This is a genomic window from Geobacillus sp. CX412, from assembly GCF_027942335.1.
Taxonomy (GTDB): Bacteria; Bacillota; Bacilli; order Bacillales; family Anoxybacillaceae; genus Parageobacillus_B; species Parageobacillus_B toebii.
Genome location: NZ_CP103461.1, coordinates 98294 through 118009, shown reverse-complemented (window position 1 = coordinate 118009; position 19716 = coordinate 98294). Strand labels below are relative to the sequence as shown.

14 protein-coding genes and 2 pseudogenes are annotated in these 19716 nt (G+C 44.3%); 2 read left to right on the top strand and 14 right to left on the bottom strand.

Going from position 1 to position 19716, the window contains the following annotated elements; all coding sequences use genetic code 11:
* Positions 1 to 32: 32 nt before the first annotated feature.
* From fsa to NXM86_RS00545, 3 genes are all read right to left on the bottom strand, one after another.
* The gene (gene fsa / locus NXM86_RS00555; RefSeq protein ID WP_015865336.1) at positions 33 to 674 is read right to left on the bottom strand and encodes a fructose-6-phosphate aldolase; all 642 of its coding nucleotides are present in this window, start codon (positions 672 to 674) and stop codon (positions 33 to 35) included.
* A gap of 107 nt (positions 675 to 781) precedes the next feature.
* Positions 782 to 1645, bottom strand: a complete 864-nt coding sequence (locus NXM86_RS00550) for a class II fructose-bisphosphate aldolase (protein WP_015865337.1) — start codon at positions 1643 to 1645, stop codon at positions 782 to 784.
* 168 nt (positions 1646 to 1813) lie between these two features.
* Positions 1814 to 2176 (bottom strand): response regulator, encoded by a 363-nt coding sequence (locus tag NXM86_RS00545; RefSeq protein WP_062678145.1) that lies wholly within the window; start codon positions 2174 to 2176, stop codon positions 1814 to 1816.
* Between the two features lie 148 nt (positions 2177 to 2324).
* On the opposite strand from NXM86_RS00545, the gene NXM86_RS00540 reads away from it, so the two are divergent.
* Positions 2325 to 2852, top strand: a complete 528-nt coding sequence (locus tag NXM86_RS00540; RefSeq protein ID WP_081188492.1) for a DUF2529 domain-containing protein — start codon at positions 2325 to 2327, stop codon at positions 2850 to 2852.
* Positions 2853 to 2909: 57 nt separating this feature from the next.
* Here the strand turns inward: NXM86_RS00540 and pyrG are convergent, their stop codons facing one another.
* The 9 genes and pseudogenes from pyrG to NXM86_RS00495 all read right to left on the bottom strand — a co-directional run bounded on the left by pyrG (position 2910) and on the right by NXM86_RS00495 (position 16279).
* Positions 2910 to 4505 carry a CTP synthase gene (gene pyrG, locus NXM86_RS00535; RefSeq protein WP_081188494.1) on the bottom strand — a complete coding sequence of 532 codons (1596 nt, stop codon included), beginning with the start codon at positions 4503 to 4505 and terminating at the stop codon, positions 2910 to 2912.
* Between the two features lie 169 nt (positions 4506 to 4674).
* A complete protein-coding gene (rpoE, locus tag NXM86_RS00530) occupies positions 4675 to 5226 on the bottom strand; it encodes a DNA-directed RNA polymerase subunit delta (RefSeq protein ID WP_498958420.1) in 552 nt (183 codons plus the stop codon).
* 237 nt (positions 5227 to 5463) lie between these two features.
* Positions 5464 to 8720: pseudogene (icmF, locus tag NXM86_RS00525) on the bottom strand (fused isobutyryl-CoA mutase/GTPase IcmF).
* Between the two features lie 16 nt (positions 8721 to 8736).
* On the bottom strand, positions 8737 to 9369 hold the full coding sequence (locus NXM86_RS00520; RefSeq protein WP_498958419.1) for a TetR/AcrR family transcriptional regulator: 633 nt from the start codon (positions 9367 to 9369) through the stop codon (positions 8737 to 8739).
* Between the two features lie 27 nt (positions 9370 to 9396).
* Positions 9397 to 10536 carry an acyl-CoA dehydrogenase gene (locus tag NXM86_RS00515; protein WP_062678150.1) on the bottom strand — a complete coding sequence of 380 codons (1140 nt, stop codon included), beginning with the start codon at positions 10534 to 10536 and terminating at the stop codon, positions 9397 to 9399.
* A gap of 20 nt (positions 10537 to 10556) precedes the next feature.
* Positions 10557 to 11696 (bottom strand): acyl-CoA dehydrogenase, encoded by a 1140-nt coding sequence (locus NXM86_RS00510; protein ID WP_062678151.1) that lies wholly within the window; start codon positions 11694 to 11696, stop codon positions 10557 to 10559.
* Positions 11697 to 11717: 21 nt separating this feature from the next.
* On the bottom strand, positions 11718 to 12569 hold the full coding sequence (locus NXM86_RS00505; RefSeq protein WP_015865346.1) for a 3-hydroxybutyryl-CoA dehydrogenase: 852 nt from the start codon (positions 12567 to 12569) through the stop codon (positions 11718 to 11720).
* A gap of 253 nt (positions 12570 to 12822) precedes the next feature.
* A pseudogene (locus tag NXM86_RS00500) lies at positions 12823 to 14000 on the bottom strand (acetyl-CoA C-acetyltransferase).
* A gap of 179 nt (positions 14001 to 14179) precedes the next feature.
* Entirely contained in the window at positions 14180 to 16279 is a 2100-nt protein-coding gene (locus tag NXM86_RS00495) for a heterodisulfide reductase-related iron-sulfur binding cluster (protein WP_081188506.1), read from the bottom strand.
* A 201-nt stretch (positions 16280 to 16480) separates the two neighbouring features.
* On the opposite strand from NXM86_RS00495, the gene cls reads away from it, so the two are divergent.
* Complete coding sequence (gene cls, locus NXM86_RS00490; protein ID WP_081188508.1) at positions 16481 to 17668, top strand: cardiolipin synthase; 1188 nt, start codon at positions 16481 to 16483, stop codon at positions 17666 to 17668.
* 47 nt (positions 17669 to 17715) lie between these two features.
* Here the strand turns inward: cls and NXM86_RS00485 are convergent, their stop codons facing one another.
* Entirely contained in the window at positions 17716 to 17883 is a 168-nt protein-coding gene (locus NXM86_RS00485) for a XapX domain-containing protein (protein WP_015865350.1), read from the bottom strand.
* 161 nt (positions 17884 to 18044) lie between these two features.
* Positions 18045 to 19715: an arginine--tRNA ligase gene (gene argS, locus NXM86_RS00480; protein WP_328268551.1), complete on the bottom strand. Its 1671-nt coding sequence runs from the start codon at positions 19713 to 19715 to the stop codon at positions 18045 to 18047.
* Position 19716: the final 1 nt, after the last annotated feature.

Genomic DNA, 19716 nt, shown 5'->3' with positions numbered 1-19716 from the left:
GTCTCCCTTCTTTTTTAACGAGAAGTTGACTTCTATTTTTGCCGATTCCAATCTGCTAAAAACTTTTCAATTCCTTGATCCGTCAACGGATGGTTAAACAATTGCATTAATACTTTGTACGGAACAGTAGCGATATGCGCTCCTCTTAGTGCAGCTTCCGTTACATGAAGCGGATGACGAATGGAGGCAGCGATAATTTCTGTATCGATTCCGTGGATATTAAAAATGTCGGCGATGGTGGAAATGAGTTCAAAACCGTTATGACCGATATCGTCTAGACGACCAAGAAATGGAGACACGTATGTTGCTCCGGCACGTGCTGCTAATAGTGCTTGGTTTGCTGTAAAAATTAATGTAACGTTCGTTTTAATCCCTTTTTCGCTAAATACCTTTACCGCTTTAAGCCCTTCTTTTGTCATCGGCACTTTAATCGTAATGTTCGGGGCAATTTTTGCTAGTTCTTCGCCTTCTTCGATCATTCCTTCTGCATCCGTGGAAATCACTTCCGCGCTAACCGACCCAGAAACAATGGACGTAATTTCGCGAAGACGATCATGGAATGGGACATTTTCTTTCGCAACAAGACTAGGGTTTGTCGTCACACCGGCTAAAATCCCAAGCTCATTCGCTTTTTTAATTTCTTCTAAATTTGCCGTATCGATAAAAAATTTCATAGCGATATCCTCCCTTATCATTGATGGGGCAAGAAAAGGAAACCGCGATAACGTCACAACGTTCGTTGTTCCGTTAGGCGGTTTTTCCTTTTTTACCAATGAAAATGTTATTGGACTGCTTTTCCGGAAGAACCAAACTCGCGCATTTTCCCGATTACTGTCGCTTTAATCGCATCGCGGCCAGGACCGATAATTTTGCGAGGGTCATATACTTTTTCGTCTTTCGCTAACAATTCGCGGACGACTTTTGTAAATGCCATTTGGTTTTCTGTATTGACGTTAATTTTGGATGTACCGAGAGAAATAGCACGTTGAATTTGTTCTGTTGGGATGCCTGTACCACCGTGAAGCACGAGCGGAATGCCAGTTAGATCACGAATTTGTTCCATTTCCGCAAAACCTAATTTTGGCTCCCCTTTGTACGGACCGTGCACAGAACCTAATGCAGGAGCCAAGCAGTCAATTCCCGTCCGTTTGACTAATTCTTCACATTCTTTCGGATCCGCATAAATAATGTCTTTCCCAATAACATCATCTTCTTGGCCGCCGACCGTACCTAATTCTGCTTCTACCGATACACCGCGTGCATGAGCATATTCCACCACTTGAGAGGTGATTTTGACGTTTTCTTCAAATGGATGATGGGAGGCGTCAATCATGACAGAGGTAAAACCAGCATCGATTGCTTCTTTACATTTTTCGAAGCTAGAACCATGGTCAAGATGAATCGCTACCGGAACGGTAATATTCATATCTTCCATTAATCCTTTAACCATATTTACTACCGTTTTAAAACCGCTCATATAACGCGCCGCGCCTTCAGACACTCCGAGAATCACCGGTGACTTTTCTTCTTCTGCCGCGGCTAAAATCGCCTGCGTCCATTCTAAGTTATTAATGTTGAATTGACCGACAGCGTATTTTTCTTTCAACGCTTTATTAAGCATTTCTTTCATGGATACTAAAGGCATAGTAAAATCCTCCTTATGCTTTAACGTCTTCGCCTTTCTTCAATATAGCTATGCGTCATTCCAACGGGGGATATGTATGAAAGGCGTCAATAGTCTTACGTTAATAAGCATACCAACTTATAAACAAAACAGCAACATTGTAACTTAGAGCAAACTATGACAACTTTCTTACGAAACTAAATGCTTTTTTACTGCCTCGCGCAAATCATCGATATCAAACGGTTTCGCAAAATGCATAATCGCGCCTAATTCTTTTGTTTCCTGAATCATATCGAGTTCTCCGTAAGCAGTCATAATAATCACTTTAATATCTGGATCAATTTCTTTTAATCGCTTTAATATTTCAATTCCATCCATTCCAGGAATTTTCATATCTAATAACACTAAATCGGGTTGATGTTTGCGGACAATTTCCAGCGCTTGCATGCCATTAGCGGCTTGATATGTCGTATATCCTTCTCTTTGAAACACTTCATTTAACAAAATGCGAATCCCGTATTGATCATCAACAATTAAAATTTTACTGCCCATCTCTATTATGCACCTCAATTCTTTGTTTTTCTTCCATGTTATTAGTTTCGCATCGTTCAGTTATTTTCCTGCCAAATTTTTTGCATTTGGATAAATTCCAATTGGCAAATCATTTTATTATATAATAGCAACGAAAGGAGGACGAACAGTGAAAATTTTTACGACTCAAATGATCGGTTATTTGAAAAAAATTGCCGAAGAAGAAATGGCATTCGAGGATGGAGCGCGTCTGCTCGCACAGGCGATCATCGGAGACGGACGCATTTTGCTTCACGGATTTCACGAAATGGAAGCCGTTGTCATCGAGGCTCTCTGCGGACAAGATAAGCTTCCAAAAGCAGTACGCTTAATAGAAAATGGACATCTTCGCAATGATATCGATGAAACGGATCGCGTTTTATTGATTGCGCGATTTTCCAATGATAAAGACGCCATCAGTCTTGCCGAACGATTAAAAGAACAAGATCTTGAAATTGCCGCCATTTCCGCTGTGGTCAAAGACGAGCAACCGTCACTAGTTGACATTGTCGATGTCCATATCGATAGCAAATTGCTAAAGCCGATCGTTCCGAAAGACGACGGCAGCCGCATTGGCTTCCCGACGGTCATTACAGCCTCGTTTGCATACTATTGTCTGTTGCTTACCATTTATGACATTTTAGAAGAATACGAGTAAATAATAAAGGACTATCTAACCTATGCGGAAGATAGTCCTTTTTTTGTGCAACCACAGTTATTGTTTTAATGATGCTTTAATAAAATCACGGAACAATGGCTGCGGTCTTGTCGGCCGTGATGTAAATTCCGGATGGAATTGGACAGCGACGAACCAAGGATGATCTTTTAGCTCAATAATTTCGACGAGACGGCCGTCCGGACTTGTACCGGAAAAGACGAATCCGTACTGTTCCATTATTTGACGATATTGATTGTTGAATTCATAACGATGGCGATGGCGTTCATAAATGACTTCATCTTGATATGCTTCGTAGGCAAGCGTTCCTTCTGACAATTTGCAAGGATAAAGACCTAGTCGAAGCGTTCCGCCTAAATCTTCTATATCCTTTTGTTCCGGCAATAAATCGATAATTGGATGAGGTGTATTCGGGTCAAATTCAGCGGAATGAGCTTCTTTCAGCCCCACTACATTGCGGGCAAACTCAATCGAAGCAAGCTGCATTCCGAGACAAATTCCGAGGAATGGAACTTTCTGCTCGCGCGCGTAACGAATCGCTTCAATTTTCCCTTCAATGCCGCGGTCGCCAAATCCGCCTGGCACGAGAATGCCGTCCGCATCGCTCAATAAGTCGGCTACGTTTTCCTTATTTACATGCTCGGAGTTAATCCATTTAATATCAATATCGGTGTCAAACGCATATCCGGCATGACGCAACGCTTCTACTACAGAAATGTACGCATCTTGCAATTCCACGTATTTTCCGACAAGCGCGATTTTCGTTGTCCGTGACAAATTGCGCACTTTTTCGACAAGCGCCTTCCATTCCGTCATGTCTGCTTCTTTACAGTCTAACTTCAAATGTTCACAAACGATTTGGTCTAATTTTTGCTCTTGTAGCATAAGCGGAACGGCGTATAAAGTATCCGCATCGCGCGCTTCAATGACCGCTTTCGGATCAATATCACAAAATAGTGCAATTTTCTCTTTCATATCTTGAGAAATTGGCATCTCGGTGCGAACGACGATGATGTTTGGTTGAATGCCAAGGCTCCGTAGTTCTTTTACGCTATGTTGGGTTGGTTTTGTTTTCATTTCGCCAGCCGCTTTAATATATGGAACAAGCGTACAATGAATGTACATTACATTGTCGCGGCCAACGTCGCTTTTGATTTGGCGAATCGCTTCTAAAAATGGCAACGACTCAATATCGCCGACCGTTCCGCCAATTTCCGTAATGACAACATCCGCATTGGTTTCTTGACCGGCCCGAAATACTCGTTCTTTAATTTCGTTCGTAATGTGCGGAATAACTTGCACCGTTCCTCCTAAATAATCCCCACGGCGCTCTTTTTTGATCACAGCGGAATAAATTTTTCCCGTTGTTACGTTGCTATATTTATTTAAGTTAATATCAATAAAGCGCTCGTAGTGTCCTAAATCGAGGTCCGTTTCTGCGCCATCGTCGGTAACGAACACTTCTCCATGTTGATACGGACTCATCGTTCCCGGGTCTACATTGATATATGGGTCAAACTTTTGAATCGTTACGTTCAAGCCGCGATTTTTTAATAACCGGCCTAACGACGCCGCCGTAATCCCTTTTCCTAACGATGATACGACACCGCCGGTAACAAAAATATATTTTGTCATATTGCGTTCCCCCCTGCCGAAATATATATAACAGTTTAAGTGTGTGCCAAATACAAAAATAAAAAACGCTCCGCTTACGTATATGTAAGGGAGCGATATATTTGTACCGTCTGTTTTTAAGAGCCCAGATAAGATTTTACATAGTTCCATGGATAAAGTCAAGAGAATATTACTTGTCTTCTTCCGGAACGTCTATATCTAAATCTTCGTCCAGTTCGTCATCCCCTAAGTCAAATTCATCGTCATCAAGAAGTTCGTCATCAAACGCCTCGTCGTCGTCGAGATCAAATTCGTCATCATCGAGAAGCTCGTCTTCACCAAGATCAAGCTCGTCTTCATCATATTCGTCAAGATCATCATAATCGATATCTTCATCATCGATAATATCATCGTAATCCTCATAATCATCAAGGGCTTTTTTCTTCTTCTTCGGCTTGGCGATCATTACCGTTTCATCTTCTGTTTGATCAAACGGATACCAAACGCGCAGACCCCAGACATTTTCTCCAACACAAATAAAACGACCGTCAATATTTAAATCTGTATAATATTGAGCAAGCCGCTGTTTTACTTCTTGCTCCGATAAACCAATTAGCGCAGCAACTTCATTCACAAGCTGTTGGAACGATAACGCTTCCCTTTTTTCAGATAAAACGAGACTAGCGAGTTCCACAAACGACATTTCTCGCAATTCCTCTTGAGAGTATTGCTGCAAACTCAAATTCGGCACTCCCTTTCCTATGTAAACTGGCGATGAATGCGATTCGAATACATACCATTCATTATAAACAAATTCTCGTTGTTTATGCTAGATGTTTACTGAAAAAAATGCGAATTTCCTCATAAAATTGTTTTGACAATCGTAGAAAGCATGTTTTGCAGCGAAATTGTAGATCATAACCCATATTTTTTATGCCATGAAAAAAGGAAATCGGCAAGCGATTTCCTTTTTTCAACGTTACATATTGCGGCGATATTGACCGCCAACTTCATAGAGAGCGCGCGTAATTTGTCCAAGGCTTGCGACTTTTACGGTTTCCATTAGCTCTTCGAAAATATTGCCGCCGCTAATCGCGACTTGTTTGAGACGCTCTAGCGCTGCATCTACTTTATCTTTATTTCTCTCTTGGAATTCACGCAAGTTCTTAATTTGCAATTCTTTTTCTTCATATGTCGCGCGCGCTAGCTGTATATTGTTCAGCTCTTCTTCAGACGGCGGGTTCGGGTTGAGATATGTGTTTACTCCAATAATCGGAAGCTCGCCGCTATGTTTTTTCATTTCATAATACATCGATTCGTCTTGAATTTTTCCGCGCTGATATTGCATTTCCATCGCGCCTAACACGCCGCCGCGGTCGTTGAGGCGCTCAAACTCTTTTAACACTGCTTCTTCGACTAAATCGGTAAGCTCTTCAATAATGAAAGAGCCTTGAAGCGGGTTTTCGTTTTTCGCGAGACCAAATTCTTTCGTAATGATTAGCTGAATCGCCATTGCTCGGCGGACCGACTCTTCGGTCGGTGTTGTGATCGCTTCATCATAGGCATTGGTGTGCAGCGAGTTGCAGTTATCATAAATCGCTATTAACGCTTGCAATGTTGTGCGGATATCATTAAAATCAATCTCTTGCGCATGAAGCGACCGGCCTGATGTTTGAATATGATATTTCAGCTTTTGACTGCGTTCGTTTGCTCCATATTTTTCCCGCATGGCGATCGCCCAAATGCGGCGCGCCACCCGTCCGATAACCGAATATTCCGGATCTAAGCCGTTGCTGAAGAAGAACGAAAGGTTTGGCGCGAAATCATCAATTTTCATGCCGCGGCTTAAATAATATTCGACATACGTAAAGCCGTTGGCAAGCGTAAATGCAAGCTGTGTAATCGGATTTGCTCCTGCTTCGGCGATATGATATCCCGATATCGAAACAGAGTAATAGTTGCGAACTTTATTTTTAATAAAGTATTCTTGAATGTCGCCCATCATTCTTAAGGCGAAATCGGTGGAGAAAATACACGTATTTTGTCCTTGGTCTTCTTTTAAAATATCAGCTTGCACCGTACCGCGCACCGTTTGCAGCGTATATGCTTTTACTTCTTCGTACTCTTCTTTCGTAAGCGGACGGCCTAGCTCTTTTTCCCGCTTTTCGACTTGCTGGTCAATTGCCGTATTCATAAACATCGCTAAAATAATCGGTGCTGGACCGTTGATTGTCATCGATACGGACGTTAGCGGGTCGCATAAGTCAAAGCCTTTATATAATTTTTTCATGTCATCGAGCGTACAGACGCTGACGCCGCTTTCCCCAATTTTCCCGAAAATGTCTGGCCGGTAATCTGGGTCTTCACCGTAAAGCGTTACCGAGTCAAACGCGGTGCTTAGGCGCTTCGCTTTATCTTCTTTACATAAATAATGGAAGCGACGGTTCGTCCGTTCTGGCGTTCCTTCCCCGGCAAACTGCCGTTTCGGATCTTCTCCCTGCCGTTTAAATGGAAAGACGCCTGCTGTATATGGGAACGAACCCGGAACGTTTTCTTTATACACCCAGCGCAAAATTTCGCCATAGTCTTTGAATTTCGGCAGCGCCACTTTTGGAATATCTAATCCTGATAAACTTTTGGTCGTTAAGTCCGTTACGATTTCTTTATCGCGAACTTTAGTCACGAATTGTTTTGCGGAGTATTTTGCCTTCAAGTCTTCCCATGAATCAAGAATTCGTTTTGATTCCGGCGTTAGTTCGTTTTCGTAATGTTGTTTGAGCGTCTCTAAAGACGCGATGACGTCTTCGCTTTCACCGCGCTCTTTTGCCGCTTCAATCGCTCCTTCGATTTGGAATAAGCGGCGCGCGATTTCTACTTGCCGTTCAACGCGTTTATGATAGTTGCGAACGGTTTCGGTAATTTCGCGCAAATAGTAGCGGCGTTCGCTCGGAATAATGACGTTATGTTTTTCGACATTCGATACGGTTTTTAAGCTTGTTTTCCAATTGGTTCCTGCTTTTTGATTAATGAGGTCAACAAGCGCCACAAATAGCGTATTCGTTCCCGGGTCGTTAAATTGACTCGCAATCGTGCCATATACCGGCATTTCGGAAAGGTCTTTATCAAATAATTGATGGCTGCGCTGATATTGTTTTTGCACTTGACGTTTCGCATCTTCGGAGCCTTTTCGTTCAAATTTGTTAATGACGATTAAATCCGCATAATCAATCATATCGATTTTTTCCAGCTGTGTTGGCGCTCCGAATTCACTTGTCATCACATACATCGAAATATCACATACTTCGGTAATCGCCGCATCACCTTGGCCGATCCCGCTCGTTTCGACGATAATTAAATCAAACCCTGCCGCTTTGACGACCGAGATGGCATCTTTAATCGCAAGCGACAATTCGGAACGGGAATTTCGCGTCGCTAAACTGCGCATATACACGCGCGGTGTGTTGATCGAATTCATGCGGATGCGGTCACCTAAAAGCGCGCCGCCTGTTTTTTGTTTCGTCGGGTCAATCGATAAAATCGCGATTTTAATATCTGGTATTTCGTTTAAGAAACGGCGGACAAGCTCATCGGTAAGCGAACTCTTTCCCGATCCGCCTGTACCGGTAATTCCGATAACTGGCACCGGTTTCGTCAGCTCTTTTACTTTTTCCATCACTGTTTCCATCGCTGCAGCTGCTTCATTCGTCACATCAACACGGCTTTCACATAGCGTGATCAAACGAGCGATCGCCTGAACATCCCCTTTTGGCAGGCGCTCTAATTCATCGGTAATTTCTGTTACGGTTGGAAAGTCACATTCTTCGAGCATGACGTTAATCATGCCTTGCAATCCGAGCTTGCGGCCATCTTCCGGCGAAAAAATACGAGCAATTCCGTATTCGTGCAACTCTTTTATTTCCCTTGGAATAATGACGCCGCCGCCACCGCCGTAAATGCGGATGTGGGAAGCGCCACGTTCTTGAAGCAGGTCATACATATATTTGAAAAATTCCATATGTCCGCCTTGATAGGAAGATACCGCAATTCCTTGCACATCTTCTTGAATAGCGGCGTTCACAATTTCATTAGCGGAACGATTATGTCCTAAATGAATCACTTCAGCACCGCTTGCTTGCAAATGCGGCGCATGATGTTAATCGATGCGTCATGTCCGTCAAATAAGCTAGAAGCTGTCACAAAACGAACATGATGTTTTGGACGGTAAATATGCGCCATCCTTTCTCCCCCTTTGTCATGATGACCGTTTCTCCATAATTCCCCTTAGCAACAATTCCGTTTGCAATGCAATGTATTCATCGAGCGTATACATTTTTTGCAGCGCCCAGCGGCGGAACGCCCACATTTGCCCTAGAACAAAGATGTTATGGGCGAACAATTTAATTTCTTGTTCTGTTAGTTGAAATACCCCATTGTCGACACACGTCTGCAAAATTTTTTCAAACATCGCGACCATTTGTATTTCCTTATTGAGCACATATGGCAGCGATTCTTTACTAAGCGATTTTGCTTCTTGATACATTACAAGCACTTCGTCTTGCAAATCATCGATGACTTTAAAATAACGGGCAATTGCTAATTTAAAGCTTTCCAATGTCCCATGATGGGTGTCGATATCTTTTTCCATCCGTTCGCGCACTTCGTCATATATACGGTCACAGACAAGATATAAAACATCTTCTTTTTGGCGAATGTATTCATAAAGCGTTCCAATGCTAAACCCCGAGGCTTTCGCGATCTCTCTCGTTGTCGTGCGGTGAAATCCTTTTTGTTTAAACAAGGCAATGGCCCCTTTAATCATTTGATTACGGCGTTTTTTCACCAGTTTTTCATCTTTTACGGACGCTATCACTTCCCGTTTTTTCATATGCATCACCTGTATGCCGCGGAATGCTTATCTTGTAAGCATCCGCGAAATAACGAGACGTTGAATTTCTTGCGTTCCTTCATAAATTTGTGTAATTTTTGCGTCGCGCATAAACCGTTCGACTGGATAATCTTTCGTATAGCCGTAGCCTCCGAAAATTTGCACGGCATCGACCGTTACTTTCATCGCTGTATCGCCGGCAAACAATTTCGCCATCGCCGATGCTTTGCCGTACGGAAGACCGTTTGTTTCGAGCCATGCCGCTTGATACGTAAGCAGGCGCGCCGCTTCGATGGCGGTCGCCATATCAGCAAGTTTAAAAGCAACTCCTTGCTGTTCAGCGATCGGTTTGCCAAATTGCACCCGTTGTTTTGCATATTCAATCGCTGCGTCTAAGGCTCCTTGCGCGATACCGACCGCTTGTGCAGCGATTCCATTTCGGCCGCCGTCAAGCGTCATCATCGCGATTTTAAATCCTTCCCCTTCTTGCCCGAGAAGGTTTTCTTTCGGAATGCGGCAATCTTCAAAAATAAGCTCGGTTGTCGGCGATGAACGAATGCCGAGTTTTTTCTCTTTTTTCCCGATCGAAAAGCCTGGTGTGCCTTTTTCAACGATAAAGGCGCTGATTCCTTTATGGCGCTTTTCTGGATCGGTTACGGCGAACACCACGTAAATTTCTGCTTCGCCGCCGTTGGTGATCCATACTTTCGAGCCGTTTAGCACGTAATAGTCGCCATCTCTTACAGCTCTCGTTTTCATGGAGGCGACGTCCGAACCGGCACCTGGTTCCGAAAGGCCATATGCGCCAAGTTTTTCACCTGTCGCAAGCGCGCGCAAATATTTTTGCTTTTGCTCTTCTGTGCCGAATTTGTAAATCGGCCAGCTTGCGAGTGAAATGTGCGCAGACAACGTTACCCCGGTAGACGCGCATACTCTCGATAGCTCCTCTACTGCGATGACATACGCTAAATAATCGCTGCCGATACCGCCGTACTCTTCCGGCCATGGAATTCCGGTAAGGCCTAATTCAGCCATTTTATTAAAAATTTCGCGGTCAAATCGTTCTTCTTCATCCCGTTCGGCTGCAGTCGGTGCTACTTCTTTTTCAGCAAATTCGCGCACCATTTTTCGTATCATTTCATGCTCTTCACTTAACTGAAAGTTCATAATCCCGATCCTCCATTTATTTATTGATATAAATATTTGCTAATGACTAGACGTTGAATTTCGCTTGTTCCTTCGTAAATTTCACAAATTTTTGCATCGCGGAACAACCGCTCGACCGGATAATCTTTCGTATAGCCATTGCCACCGAAAATTTGCACCGCTTCAATGGCGTTTTCCATCGCCGTTCTGGAGGCAAACAATTTCGCCATCGATGCTTCTTTTCCGCATGGGAGGCCTTGCGCGCGCAAAAACGCGGCATGATAGACAAGCAGTTTCGCCGCTTCGACCGCTGTCGCCATATCGGCAAGCTTAAAAGCAACGCCTTGCTGTTCGGCGATCGGTTTGCCAAACTGGATGCGTTCTTTCGCATAAGCGGTCGCATGTTCGAGCGCCGCTTCGGCAATGCCTAGCGATTGCGCGGCGATGCCAATGCGTCCGACATCGAGGTTAGCCATTGCGATTTTAAAGCCTTGCCCTTCTTCGCCAAGCAAGTTTTCTGCCGGCACTTTCGCGTCTTCCAGCGTAATTTGCACCGTCCGTGAACCATGAAGCCCCATTTTTTTCTCGTCTTTGCCGATGATAAATCCCGGCGTATCTTTTTCGACGATAAAGGCGGAAATGCCGCGGCTTCCTTTTTCATTCGGATCGGTGCGGGCAAATACGATATACGTATCCGCCTCCCCGCCGTTGGTGATAAAAATTTTCGAGCCGTTTAAAATGTAGTAGTCTCCTTGGCGGACCGCTTTCGTTTTTAAACTTTTCGCATCCGATCCGGCGCCCGGTTCAGTAAGGCAAAAAGCGCCTAAATATTCGCCGCTGGCTAATTTTGGAACGTATTTTTTCTTCTGCTCTTCCGTTCCAAAGTATAAAATCGGATTGGTGCCGACCGACGTATGCACCGATAAAATGACACCAACTGTAGCGCTAACTTTCGAAATTTCATGGATGGCGATAATGTAGGAAATAAAGTCCATTCCCGCACCGCCGTACTCTTCAGGAACGGTAATTCCCATCAAACCGAGTTCGGCCATTTTGTTTAAAATCGGGCGCGGAAATTCGCCTTGTTCCATACGTTCAACAAATGGAGCGATTTCCGTTTGCGCGAATTCTTGCACCATCTTCCGCATCATTTCTTGCTCTTCTGTAAAGTGTAAATTCATGTATGCCACCTTCTTTGCTGATTAATCGTACGTGTAAAAACCTCTGCCTGTTTTGCGGCCAAGCCAGCCGGCTTTCACATATTTGCGCAATAACGGGCATGGGCGGTATTTATCATCGCCAAATCCTTCATGAAGTGTTTCCATAATGTATAAGCACGTGTCCAGCCCGATAAAATCCGCTAATGTCAACGGTCCCATCGGATGGTTCATGCCAAGCTTCATTACTTCATCAATCGCTTCTTTTGTCGCGACCCCTTCATATAACGCGTAAATCGCTTCGTTAATCATCGGCATGAGCACGCGGTTCGAGATAAAGCCTGGGAAGTCATTGACTTCCACCGGAACTTTGTTCAGCTTGCGCGTAATCGCTTCAATCGTTTCATATACTTCATCGGCGGTAGCCAATCCGCGGATAATTTCTACAAGTTTCATTACAGGAACCGGATTCATAAAGTGCATGCCAATCACTTTTTCCGGCCGCTTCGTCGCCGCTGCGATTTCCGTAATTGGCAGTGAAGATGTGTTTGTCGCCAAAATCGTGTGCGGCGGAGCAATTTCATCAAGCTGGGCAAACAACTTTGTTTTAACATCCATGTTTTCGACGACCGCTTCAATGACTAAATCGGCTTTCGCGGCGTTTTGCAAATCGGTTGAAGGAGTAAGCCGCGACAATGTCGCCTCTTTTTCCTCTTCTGTCAATTTTCCTTTTTCGACTTGGCGTGACAGCAATTTTTCGATATTCGCCAATCCTTTGTCGAGCTGTTGTTGGCTAATATCATGCAAGAAAACGTCGTATCCTGCCATCGCGCACACTTGCGCAATGCCAGATCCCATTTGTCCTGCACCGATAACCATAATCGTTTTGACGTCCATTGTTCCACATCCCCTATCCTTAGTCATTTCTAAGTGAAGTACAGTTTGTCTGATGGAATATCGAGACCATTGCTTTTTCTTATTGTCTAGCTCCAGAGGCTAGCTCCCTTGTGCGAAATAACCTTCGCTTGAAGTGCAAGCACTTCCGCGCGCAAAGAACATTTCGCTTCGAGGGAGCCAGGATGGCGACATTTCGCCGTTGCCCGCAGGATGCGGACCGCCTTTAGGCGAAATAGGAGCGCCTGCCGCTTTTCTATACTTGTACCATAATGGCATCGCCTTGACCGCCGCCGCTGCAAATCGCCGCGATTCCGATGCCGCCGCCACGGCGTTTTAATTCGTGAATCAATGTAATGATAATGCGCGCACCGCTTGCGCCGATCGGATGGCCTAATGCGACCGCACCGCCATTGACGTTCACTTTTTCTGGATCGATGCCAGCGATTTTGATGCTAGCCAATGCAACTGCGGCAAACGCTTCGTTAATTTCGAATAAATCGATGTCATTGACCGTTTTCCCTGTTTTGCGAAGCAATTCGTTAATCACAAGCCCTGGCGTTTTCGGAAAGTCTTTTGCTTCCACTGCAATCGATGTGTGTGCCAAAATCGTTGCGAGCGGTTTTCTCCTTCCCGCGCCGCTCTTTCCTCGCTCATTAACACGAGCGCCGCAGCACCATCATTGACCCCAGGTGCATTCCCCGCTGTTACCGTCCCTTCTGAGTCAAATACAGGCGGAAGCTTCGCCAGCTTTTCGAGAGATGTATCTTTTCTTGGTGCTTCGTCATGCTCCACCAATAGCGGCGCTCCTTTACGTTGCGGAACTTCCACTGGTACGATTTCTTCCGCTAATAATCCGGCTTCCATCGCGGCGATCGCCCGCTGATGGCTGCGGTATGCCCACTCATCTTGTTCTTTGCGGGAAATTTCTAATTCTTTCGCCGTTTCACCACCGTACACACCCATATGCACACCGGTGAAACTGCATGTCAGCCCGTCATACACCATTAAATCTTTTACGGTAGAATCGCCCATTCGTAATCCCCAACGAGCATTTGGCAAAATATATGGCGCGTTGCTCATCGATTCCATTCCGCCTGCGACGATGACTTCCGCATCTCCTAGGCGGATAATTTGATCACCAAGAGTAACGCTCCGCATTCCTGAAGCGCATACTTTATTAATCGTTTCCGTCCGCACCTCCCATGGAATGCCGGCATAACGCATCGCTTGACGGGATGGAAGCTGTCCTTGTCCACCTTGCAGCACCGTTCCTAAAATCACCTGATCGACCTGCTCACCGCTAATGTTAGCTCGACGAAGCGCCTCTTTGATCGCAATGCCGCCAAGCTCAGGTGCCGTAAGCGGCTGCAGTGCTCCACCGAATTTTCCAAACGGTGTGCGAACCCCACTTAAAATAACCGTTTTTCCCATAAAACCTCTCCCCTTTGTTTATATGTCTTGACCACCAGTTCAAGAAAGCGATTACAACAATGCAGACTGAACGCTCGCTCGATGTTGATGGTCAAAAGAAGGTGTACATTGGAGCGCACACCCTCTCTATCTATTATACTAATATTTTAAAAAATGAGAATTATATATTCAATTATTTTTTATGAAGCAGCTTCCTTTTCTTCGCCAAATACGGATTTAGCAAGCAGTTCTGCGACATCGTAAGTAGTGACGCGATCTTCGACTTCTTTTGCTTTTGTACCGTCGGTTAACATCGTTAAGCAGTATGGACAGCCAGCGCTGATGACCGTTGGGTTGACGGCAAGCGCTTGTTCTGTACGAGCAACATTAATCCGATTGCCTGTTGTTTCTTCCATCCACATTAAACCGCCGCCTGCACCGCAGCACATGCCTCGTTCGCGGTTACGTTCCATTTCCACGAGCTCCACGCCCGGAATTGCTTGCAAAATTTTACGCGGCGCATCGTACACGTCGTTGTAGCGGCCTAAATAACAGGAGTCATGGAAAGTAACTCTTTCTTTTACTTCGTATTTTGGTACTAATCTGCCTTCTTCAATAAGCTTCGCAAGCAGTTCTGTATGATGGTATACTTCCGCTTCTAATCCAAAATCAGGATATTCGTTTTTAAACGTGTTGTACGCGTGCGGGTCGATCGTCACAATCTTTTTCACGCCCGCTTTTTCAAATTCCGCGATATTGTTGGCCGCGAGTTCCTGGAATAAAAATTCGTTTCCTAAGCGACGTGGCGTGTCGCCAGAGTTTTTCTCTTTATTTCCTAAAATCGCAAATTTCACACCAGCTTCGTTTAACAATTTCGCAAACGCCAAAGCGATTTTTTGGCTGCGGTTGTCAAATGCCCCCATTGAGCCGACCCAGAATAAATATTCAAACTCTTCGCCAGCTTTTTTCGCTTCTTTTACTGTTGGAATATGCACATCATCGCGAAGCTTGCGCCAGTTTTCTTTCTCTTTGCGGTTGAGTCCCCATGGGTTTCCTTGGCGTTCGATATTGGTCATCGCCCGCTGCGCATCTGGGTTCATTCTTCCTTCCGTCAGCACAAGATAGCGGCGCAAATCAATAATTTTGTCGACATGCTCGTTCATGACCGGGCATTGGTCTTCACAGTTGCGGCATGTCGTACAGGCCCAAATTTCCTCTTCGGTAATGACGTCGCCGATGAGGCTTGGCATCTCCAATGCCGCCGCTTGTTCCTGCACTCCTTGCGCGGCAAACGCCAATTGGTTACCTCTTGTATTTTTAAAGGCAAACGTCGGCACCCACGGAGCGCGGGACGTAACGGCCGCCCCTTTTTCGGTCAGGTGGTCGCGCAGTTTTAAAATTAGATCCATTGGCGACAACATTTTCCCAGTTCCTGTTGCCGGACACATGCTTGTGCATCGTCCGCATTCGACACAGGCGTATAAATCGATGAGCTGCTTTTGCGTAAAATCTTCAATTTTTCCGACGCCAAACGCTTCCTGCGTTTCATCTTCAAAATCGATTTTCGACAGCTTTGGCCGGGACAAACGGCTGAAAAAGACATTAATCGGCGCAGCAATTAAATGAGCATGCTTCGATTGTGGTACATATACTAAAAATGTAAGCAAGATCAATAAGTGCACCCACCAAGCGATAAAGAACAATACGGCTGCACCTGTTTCGCCGACCCAGCTGAAAGCGCCAGCGATGAATGATGCGACCGGTTCGCTCCACGAGGCTTCCTCACCGTGCCAAATCATGCTCATTCCATTTCCAAACAAGACGGAGATCATTAATCCGCCGATAAAAATCAACACTAGACCAGCTTTGAAATCTCGTTTTAAACGGACGAGTTTTTCAATATAGCGGCGATAAAACGCGGCGAACACTGCGATCAAAATGAGCAAAGTAACGATTTCTTGGAAAAACGTAAAGCCTGGATAAAGCGGCCCTAACGGAAGATGCGCCCCAGGGACAAGACCTTTAATAATAAAGTCAATCGCCCCGAATTGAACAAGAATAAACCCGTAGAAAAACATAACGTGAATGATTCCGCTTTTTTTATCCTTTAATAGCTTTTTCTGTCCAAATACGTTCACCCAAATTTTTTGGAGACGCTCTTTTACTTTGTCATCAAACTCGACTTTTTTACCGAGTTTAATGTAAGCGGCACGAGTTTTAACCAAGTAGACAAACAAGTAGACAGCGTAAGCGGTTACAATTAAAAATGCGAGAAAATTAATGATTAACAGTGAATTCATTATTGTCTCCCCTTCCCCCTTTGAATCGATGAGATGATCATCAAAAATATTGACAACAGAATAAATTTTCAGAATTATAACCTTGTGTTTATTTTACATAATGAATGAGCATTCAGTCAATAATGTTTTTACAAGTTGTCCTGCTATTTTTTCTCATGACGGGTACATTAATAAATAACGATGTAATCAGGAGGGCACGAAATGATTGTACTTTTCGTTATTGTTATTATATTAGCGTTAATTTATCTCGATGACAAGCTGGGAGAATACTTTTACAAAAAGAAAAAAGAAAAAATCGTGTATCCAGAGCGCCAAAGCGATCTTTCTTTTTTCATAAACGGTACACATCTATTTGCCGATTATTTTGCAGAAATTCGCAAGGCAACACATCATATACACATTTTGTTTTATATCGTGAAGACGGATGAAATTAGCCAGCAATTTTTTCAATTGTTAAAACAAAAAGCAGAAGAAGGCGTTCGCGTTCGTCTTCTTGTCGATTGGGTCGGCAGCTTCGGATTGCCAAAAAAATTGATACGTTCCTTAAAAGAAAGCGGCATCGAATTCGCATATGCACATAAACCGCGTTTTCCATTTTTCTTTTATCGGCTAAACCGGCGGAATCACCGGAAAATTACCGTCATTGATGGAAAAATCGGATATATAGGCGGCTTTAATATCGGCAAAGAATATGTTGGACAAGATCCAAAATTCGGCGAGTGGCGTGATTACCATTTGAAAATAGTAGGAGAAGGGGTTGGCGATTTACAAATGCAGTTTTGCCGTGATTGGAAAGAAGCGACAAATACATCGATTGTGGAAGATCAATATTTCCCTCCTCTTCAAAAAGGAACGGTTTCTCACCAGTTTGTTGCCACGAACGGTTATTTGTTAGAACAACAATTCATCGATTTCATTCGCCAAGCGAAAAAAGAATTGATCGTTGGAAGTCCGTATTTTATCCCTAGCAGCGCTGTGATGAACGCACTGCTTGATGCACTCTCCCGCGGAGTAAAGGTGACGATTCTCGTACCGTTAAAAGCCGATCACTTATTTGTCAAAGAGGCCGCATATCCTTATTTTTACCGCCTTTTAAAAGCTGGAGCACATATTTATCGGTTTTATCAAGGATTTTATCACGCCAAAACGATGGTCATTGACGAAGATTGTTGTGATATCGGTACGACTAACTTTGATAAACGAAGCTTTTTCTTAAATAGCGAAATCAATTGTTATATTTATGATCGCAATTTTGTGCAGCAAGTAAAAGAAGCGATCAGGCATGATCTGGCTCGCTCGGAACCGCTGACGCTCGATTTTTGGAAAAAGCGCACATTATGGCAGCGCGGCAAAGAATCGATATCTACCCTCCTTTCTGCATGGCTGTAGCGTATGATTTAAAAAACAATGTTGAGGGAATCGCCCTCAACATTGTTTTATTTCCAAAAATAACTTACCCATTCAAACACTTTCATTCCTAGGTATACCCCAACAATGCCAGCAATGCCCGCTAATGCTGGAGGAGCAGGGATCGGCAAACGAAACAGCGTAAATAAGAAACCGACCACGATGCCTGTCACTAATGATAAAATCACTTCTTTCATCGGTTTTCCTCCATGTGTGCTTTTTTATTGTCATTATGCCCATAAGAAAGAGGGGTCACTCTGAAAGTCCCCCTCTATCCCATGTCTATTGTATCATTATTGTCGAAAAACGTCTTCCGTTTTTACTGCTTTCCGTCTTTCACGCTGATCCGCCGATTTTCTTACATCTTTTCTGGAGCGGATACGCCAATGAGCGCTAAAGCGTTTTGTAGCGTGATTTGGACGGCTTTCATTAACGCTAAACGGGCACGGCTTTTTTCGATGTTTTCTGGATCTAGTACTTTTTCTGCATTGTAAAAGCTATGCAATGCTGATGCTAAATCAAAAACATAGCCAGTGATCCGGTGCGGCATCCGTTTGATCGCCGCTTCCGAAACTGCGCTTGGAAATTCCCCTAGTTTTTTCAATAGCTCGATTTCTTTTTCGGTTTGGATATAATCAAGCTGCAAATCTCCTTCGTACGATAGCTGCATTTCTTCCCCTTGACGAAGAATGCTAGAAACGCGCGCATGAGCGTATTGTACGTAGTACACTGGGTTTTCATTCGACTGCGATACGGCAAGGTCCATATCAAAGTCTAAATGGGTGTCGCTTGAGCGCATCGCAAAGAAGTAACGCGTCGCGTCAAGACCGACTTCTTCCATTAATTCGCGCATGGTCACCGCTTTTCCGGTCCGTTTGCTCATTTTCACTCTTTCGCCGTTTTGATACAAATTGACTAATTGAATGATTTGGACTTCGAGCACGTCAGGATCATAGCCAAGCGCCTCAATTGCCGCCTTCATCCGAGGAATATAACCATGGTGGTCTGCGCCCCAAATGTTAATGATTTTTGTAAAGCCGCGACGCAGCTTGTCTTGGTGGTAGGCGATATCCGGCAACAAATACGTATATGTACCGTCTTTCTTAATTAAGACGCGGTCTTTGTCGTCGCCAAACGTTGTCGAACGGAACCATGTCGCGCCATCTTTTTCGTAAATATGCCCTCGTTCGCGCAATATGGCTAACGTTTCATCAATTTTTCCGCTTGTGTATAAAGATGTCTCCGAATACCAAACGTCAAACGTCACGCGGAAGTCTGCCAAATCTTTTTTAATCTTTTCTAATTCATAATTGAGTCCGTACTCGCGGAAAAAGGCGAGACGTTCTTGTTCATCCATATGAACATACTTGTCGCCATGCTCCTCGGCGAGCTTTTTCCCGATTTCGATAATATCTTCGCCATAATAGCCGTCCTCCGGCATTTCTTTATCGATCCCGAGCGCTTGGAAATAACGAGCTTCCACCGATTTCGCCAAATTGTAAATTTGATTTCCGGCATCGTTAATATAATATTCGCGCGTTACGTCAAACCCCGCTTTTTCTAAAATATTGCATAAAGAATCTCCAACCGCCGCGCCGCGCGCATGCCCTAAATGCAAGTCCCCAGTCGGATTCGCGGAAACAAACTCCACTTGGACTTTTTGTCCTTTTCCGACATTTGTTTCACCGTAAGATGCGCCGGCTTGAATAATCGTTGGAATGAGCTCCGTAAGGTAACGGTTGTCCATGTAAAAGTTAATGAAGCCAGGACCGGCAATATCAATTTTTTCAATCGACGCTTTTGTTTTATCCATATGCTGGACGATTTCTTCGGCAATTGCGCGCGGAGGTTTTTTTGCAATGCGCGCTAGCTGCATCGCCATATTTGTCGAGTAATCCCCATGCGCTTTCTCTCTCGGTACTTCCAAAATGACATCTGGCACTTCTTCCTCCGCAGCAAGCCCTGCGCTTACGACAGCGCGTTTAATTTCCTCTTTAATGCGTTCTTTCATTTGTTCGACAATATTCATG

Bases quoted from the DNA above. Each gene is read 5' to 3' on its own strand.
- fsa (WP_015865336.1), bottom strand. From the start codon at position 674: ATGAAATTTTTTATCGATACGGCAAATTTAGAAGAAATTAAAAAAGCG.
- NXM86_RS00550 (WP_015865337.1), bottom strand. From the start codon at position 1,645: ATGCCTTTAGTATCCATGAAAGAAATGCTTAATAAAGCGTTGAAAGAA.
- NXM86_RS00545 (WP_062678145.1), bottom strand. From the start codon at position 2,176: ATGGGCAGTAAAATTTTAATTGTTGATGATCAATACGGGATTCGCATT.
- pyrG (WP_081188494.1), bottom strand. From the start codon at position 4,505: ATGACAAAATATATTTTTGTTACCGGCGGTGTCGTATCATCGTTAGGA.
- NXM86_RS00520 (WP_498958419.1), bottom strand. From the start codon at position 9,369: ATGAAAAAACGGGAAGTGATAGCGTCCGTAAAAGATGAAAAACTGGTG.
- NXM86_RS00515 (WP_062678150.1), bottom strand. From the start codon at position 10,536: ATGAACTTTCAGTTAAGTGAAGAGCATGAAATGATACGAAAAATGGTG.
- NXM86_RS00510 (WP_062678151.1), bottom strand. From the start codon at position 11,696: ATGAATTTACACTTTACAGAAGAGCAAGAAATGATGCGGAAGATGGTG.
- NXM86_RS00505 (WP_015865346.1), bottom strand. From the start codon at position 12,569: ATGGACGTCAAAACGATTATGGTTATCGGTGCAGGACAAATGGGATCT.
- NXM86_RS00495 (WP_081188506.1), bottom strand. From the start codon at position 16,279: ATGAATTCACTGTTAATCATTAATTTTCTCGCATTTTTAATTGTAACC.
- cls (WP_081188508.1), top strand. From the start codon at position 16,481: ATGATTGTACTTTTCGTTATTGTTATTATATTAGCGTTAATTTATCTC.
- NXM86_RS00485 (WP_015865350.1), bottom strand. From the start codon at position 17,883: ATGAAAGAAGTGATTTTATCATTAGTGACAGGCATCGTGGTCGGTTTC.
- argS (WP_328268551.1), bottom strand. From the start codon at position 19,715: ATGAATATTGTCGAACAAATGAAAGAACGCATTAAAGAGGAAATTAAA.